Consider the following 453-nt stretch of genomic DNA (forward strand, 5'->3'; position numbering starts at 1 on the left):
CTATATTGAAGCGGACGATGCCGAGGGCGTGCGCGATGCAATGAGCCGTCTGCTTGACGACTCGCAGCATTGGCAGGCCTGCCGCGAAGCAGGATTGCAGCAGGCGCGGCTTTTTTCCTGGCAACGTTGTGCACAGGCTACGGCCGGTGCCTATCGCCAGGCCATGGGAGGTTGAATGCGCGTTCTTCATTTCTTCAAGACGTACCTGCCCGATTCGGTCGGCGGCATCGAACAAGTCATCTTTCAGTTGTGCGAAAGCGGCGCCCAGCATGGCATCGATGGGCAAGTGCTGACCCTCAGCACCAATCCGACGCCGCCTGTGGTGCAACTGGGCCAGCACGAAGTACATCGGGCGAAGCTGGATATTCAGTTCGCCTCGACCGGTTTTTCCTGGAGCGTGTTCAAGCAGTTCCGTGAGCTGGCCGCCGAAGCCGACGTGATCAACTATCACTT

General features: G+C 58.9%; 2 pseudogenes. Both read left to right on the plus strand.

Features of this window, described 5'->3' with window-relative positions:
- Positions 1–175: pseudogene (locus J5M71_RS28355) on the plus strand (glycosyltransferase family 1 protein); the annotation flags it as partial.
- Positions 176–453 (plus strand): annotated as a pseudogene (locus J5M71_RS28360) (glycosyl transferase family 1); the annotation flags it as partial.

It is taken from the genome of Pseudomonas sp. 43(2021) (assembly GCF_017490805.1).
In the GTDB taxonomy this organism is placed as follows: Bacteria; Pseudomonadota; Gammaproteobacteria; order Pseudomonadales; family Pseudomonadaceae; genus Aquipseudomonas.